General features: G+C 46.3%; 4 protein-coding genes. 2 read left to right on the top strand and 2 right to left on the bottom strand.

What is annotated here, in order from left to right:
- On the bottom strand, nucleotides 1–1,925 hold a 1,925-nt coding region (locus tag VIP81_RS00350; RefSeq protein WP_331956484.1), incomplete at its 3' end, for an ABC transporter permease.
- Between the two features lie 389 nt (nucleotides 1,926–2,314).
- Between VIP81_RS00350 and VIP81_RS00345 the strand changes: the two genes are divergently transcribed.
- Nucleotides 2,315–3,283 carry a zinc metalloprotease gene (locus tag VIP81_RS00345; protein ID WP_331956483.1) on the top strand — a complete coding sequence of 323 codons (969 nt, stop codon included), beginning with the start codon at nucleotides 2,315–2,317 and terminating at the stop codon, nucleotides 3,281–3,283.
- Between the two features lie 67 nt (nucleotides 3,284–3,350).
- Here the strand turns inward: VIP81_RS00345 and VIP81_RS00340 are convergent, their stop codons facing one another.
- Nucleotides 3,351–3,719 carry a helix-turn-helix domain-containing protein gene (locus VIP81_RS00340; protein ID WP_331956482.1) on the bottom strand — a complete coding sequence of 123 codons (369 nt, stop codon included), beginning with the start codon at nucleotides 3,717–3,719 and terminating at the stop codon, nucleotides 3,351–3,353.
- 143 nt (nucleotides 3,720–3,862) lie between these two features.
- On the opposite strand from VIP81_RS00340, the gene VIP81_RS00335 reads away from it, so the two are divergent.
- Complete coding sequence (locus VIP81_RS00335; protein WP_331956481.1) at nucleotides 3,863–4,615, top strand: SDR family NAD(P)-dependent oxidoreductase; 753 nt, start codon at nucleotides 3,863–3,865, stop codon at nucleotides 4,613–4,615.
- The last annotated feature ends 136 nt before the right edge of the window (nucleotides 4,616–4,751 follow it).

The raw sequence follows: 4,751 nt of genomic DNA, 5'->3' as shown, positions 1-4,751 counted from the left end.
ACTTTGTGCCAGGCTTCCTGCAGGTATTTGTTTACTTGTGATAATTTGTCTTTATCAGTACGAACCACCATCAACTTATAATCATCTGCGTTGGCCATACGCAGCACGCAAGGTGGTACAAGGCTATGCAGACCATATTCTTTATAATCGTTTACCACGCCCACAATGGTGTAATGGGTACTATCCAGCATAATCCGCTGCCCCAGTGGCTGCGTCAGATGCAATCGTTGCAGGAATGTTTGATTGACGAGGATCGATTCTTCTGCATCTGCACGGGTATTATAAAATTGCCGTCCCTGTGCCAAACGGATGCCCATCGTCTTGAGGTAGGCTTCTCCGCCAACCCGCGCCACTTGCACCTGGAGCTGATCTTTTTCGGTTTTGGCTGTTTGTGTATAGGTGCCATCACCAATTTGTTGCTCGCATCCGGCTACGCTGGCAATGTCGGGGTGCTGTTGAACGGTTTGACTAAAAACACGGTATTCCTGGGGATTGTTGATGGCTACAACGGCTACCTCATTGATAGCATAACCAAAATCGGCTTTCTCCTGGAAGGCTGCATGCTGGGACATTACAATGCCCACCACGAGTGCGAAACAGGAGAGGCTAAATTGTGAAATCAATAGAAAACGTGTAAAACGGCCGGCTGAAGCCAGCGCCGTCTTGCCCTTAAGAATCAGCATGGGCTGAAAAGAACTGATATACACGGCAGGGTATAGACCGGAAAAAATGGCGCTAACAGCCGGAATAAATAAAAGGAATAACCAGAACCCATAGTCATGGCCATAGTCAGGCGACAGATCAACGCCTGTCAGTTGAGCGACTGTGGGTAATAACAGCGAAACAAATAGCAGCGCCAACAAGGAAGCCAGCAGGCATAGCACGATATTTTCTGTTAAAAACTGCCGGATCAACTGCCCCCTGAAACCTCCGATTACTTTACGAATACCAATCTCTTTTAATCTGCCACTGGCAAATGCAATGGAAATATTGGTAAAATTAAAACAGGTAATTAATAAGATGAACAATGACATGATAGCCGGAACAATCACAAGTACACCACGGGGATTCACGGTTAACTGGCTGCCGTATACATAACCAGGCATGTCAATATCCGAGCTGGCGGCCAGCTGGGAAAAAGGTTGCAGGGAAAAGCTTTCTATAGGCCAGTCGGAATGATTACGATTGTGAAGCGCCGCGTAGGGATTAAGATTACTCGTCACAAAACGAGCCGCCTGCGCATTTTTTAATGCCACAAAGGTAGTAATGAGATCAGTGTTGGCCCAGTCGTTAGGCGCCAATTGCCCATTCAAGAATCCGTTTTCAAAGGAGGTGAGGAGGTCGAATTGAATACTGGAATTCGCAGGAATCTTCTGTGTTACCGCGGCCACCGTATATTCTTTTGCTTTGCCGGTTGATCCGATAATCGTCAGGGATTGTCCTACCGGCATCTGCTTTGGAAAATATTTATCGGCAAAAGCTGCACTGATGACAACCTGATTCGACTGGTCAAAATTGGCCAGGTTACCGAGTTGTAGCGGGAAGTTGAAGAAGTCGAACAGGGTCTTGTCTGCGTAGTGCATCCGTTCATCAAAAGTATGTTCCCCGACTTTCACCACCACTGCCGCGTTGCTGAGACGGGCCATCCGGTCCACGCCCGCAGATTCTTTTTGGATGGCCTGTGCCAATGGTAAAGGTACCACTGCCCAGGGCTGTTTATTGCCATCTACTACACGCAGACTGTTTAACCGGTAAATGTTTTCGGTGCGCGTATGTGTTTGATCGAAATTAGCGCTGTAATTAAAATTAAGATAAGACAGGATACAACAGGCAATGGCAAAGCCCAGGCCTACGATATTGAGGACTACATAAATCTTGTTGCGCCAAAGAACACGGAAAGCGATCTTTAAGTAGTTCGAGAACATAAGGTTAATTTAAAGCATTATATAGTGCCAAACGAGCAGCCTAAAGTCGGCGCAGGCATTGGACTTCTCCGGAGACAACTACCATACCACTTGTGGGGATATCGCTGTATGTGCCTGTGGTAGCCATATTGATACCTGAAGGACTGTCATTTCCAGCAAGTTTGTTGTACGGATACGGACATATGTGTTCGGTTTTAAGTGTAAAATGGCCGTGTGGAAGCCTTTTCAATGATAAGCTATTTGTGTGTCATGATTATATTTATCTAGCTGTAATCCCCCTGCAGCTTAATCGGTTATTTTCATCATATGAAACCCGATGCATTATCTATACTCATCTCTCCCCTGATATTTCCCAAAATAGATAATGGATAACCCAAACCCTCAAACACATGAAAAAACTAGCACTCATTCTTTTACTGGGGTCAATGATGACCTTTAGCTGTACCAGAAAAGACAACCAAATCGTCGAGCGTACTCCTGCCCCTGAAGTGGCCGTAGCCAAAGAGCGCCGCTGCGCTGCCTATGAGGTATTACAACAACAATTAATGGCCGATCCATCTCTGGTAGGTCGTATGGCCAAAATCGAAAAATTAACGGCAGATGTACAAAAGAATAAAGCATTGTACAGACTTTTGCCGGATGGAACGATTGAAATACCTGTGGTAGTAAATATACTTTATAAAACAACTGCCCAGAATGTTTCCCTGGCGCAGGTGCAATCACAAATAGATGCATTAAATGCAGACTATAATACATTGTATCCTGTACCTGCTCTCTTTGATACCCTCCGGGCATCCACAGGTATTCATTTTGCATTGAAAAGCGTGGTACGTAAGTCTACCACCAAAACCTCCTGGTCTACCAACGATGCGATGAAGAAAACCGCACAAGGTGGCATCGCACCCACCACACCGGATTCAGTACTGAATATTTGGGTGGTTGGGGCCATGACAGGCGGCGTAATCGGCTATGCTCAATTTCCGGGTGGAAGTGCTGCTACGGATGGTGTAGTGATCGCCTATGATTGCTTTGGTACAGTAGGTACTGCTACCAGTCCGTTTAACCTGGGCAGAACAGCTACCCACGAAGTGGGGCACTGGCTTAATCTCCGTCATATCTGGGGAGATGCTACCTGTGGAACAGACTATGTAGATGATACCCCATTCCATAATGCCGCTAACTTTGGTTGCCCCACCTATCCACACCTCAGCACCTGCTCCGGTACTCCCGTTGAAATGACCATGAATTATATGGATTATACAGATGACGGCTGCATGGCGTTGTTTACAAAAGGTCAGAAAACCAGGATGCTGGCTACTTTCCTGGCAGGTGGTGGTCGTAACGGATTTGCGCACTAATTAACCGGGGAGAGAAAGTTGTTATAAGAGAAAGCCCTGCGAATCTTTGCAGGGCTTTCTCTATATCTTATTTCTCCTCTTTCGTTATTAAGTGCCGGTGTTTGCCTCCCCATTCGCTAAGCTGTTTAAAAATGGGACCGAAAGCAGTAGCCATCTCCGTGAGTTCATATTCTACCCTTGGAGGAACTTCTGCGTAGACGGTTCTCCTGACCAGTCCATCCTGTTCCAATGCCCGTAATTGTAAGGTGAGCATGCGTTCCGTAATAAGGGGGAATTCTTTCTTTAGTTCATTAAACCTGAATTTCCGGCTTTCCAATTTGCTGATGATCAAAATTTTCCATCTACCCCCAATCTTGTTAACCGCATAGGTAAGATCACATTCAGCGATAAATTCCTCGTTACGGGAATAAGTCGAGTTTTTCTTTCTGGTAGCCATTAGTTACATATTTGTAAGTACCGTACAATTGGTGGTACTGCTTATAAAATTAAATGCTACCCACTACTTTTACAAAGAAATTTTTAAGATCATTTTTTGGGTGTAAAAGTGATTACTCCATTCATCATCAATAAGCGAAAAATATGGATTTGTATTTAAAAGGAAAAACGGCGGTAGTAAGTGGCGGTAGCCAGGGAATTGGTCGTGCTATTGTAAAGGAATTGGCCCTTGAAGGCGTGAAAGTGCTGGCCATCGGCAGAAATGAAGATTTGCTGAACAGCCTCAAAGCTGAGGTGGTGGCGGCCGGTGGTGTAGTACCGCTCACACTGGCCCAGGATTTCATGGCGCCGGATGCGCCACAAAAGATCGCCGCAGCGGCATTTTCGGGTCTGGGAGATATCGATATCCTCATTAATAATGCGGGGCGTAGCAAACCATTGGATATCATTGGATCGGAAGAGGGCTGGCTGGAGTCTATGACGCTGGATTTTGTGCGTCACCGGCAACTGACACAGGAACTGTTACCACATTTCATCGCACGTAAACAAGGAGTGATCCTGAACACCATCAGCACGTATGAGTTACGCACGATCAATGCATCGGCAGTAGCCAAAGCAGCGGTGGTAGTATGGTCTAAGCAGCTCTCCGCAGAACTGGGGCAGTATGGTATCCGGGTCAACTGTCTGCAGCCCGGCCTTATCGATACAGAGAATATCCGTCCTTACTTCCAGGGAGAGGAGCGTCAGAAATTTGCGGCCCGCGAAATTCCATTGGGTGATTTCGGAGAGCCGCAAGACATGGCCAACATGGCGACCTTCCTGGTATCTCCCCGCGCAAAATATATCACTGGCTCGGTTGCCGTAGTAGACGGTGGATTACGTCATCACGCGTTTTAATAAAAAACGCTCCTTCAAATCCTGCGATTTGGGCGAAGGCATTTAAAACCTTATATTTATAATCAGGGTGGGAGTTATAACCACGTCAATAGCCGTTTTGCATTTTATGCAACACCGGAAAGCTGTAGTCATCACA

The organism is Chitinophaga sp. (genome assembly GCF_036566945.1).
Taxonomy (GTDB): Bacteria; Bacteroidota; Bacteroidia; order Chitinophagales; family Chitinophagaceae; genus Chitinophaga.
The sequence above is the reverse complement of the archived record's forward strand: the minus strand, read 5'-3'. Positions and strand labels throughout refer to the sequence as shown.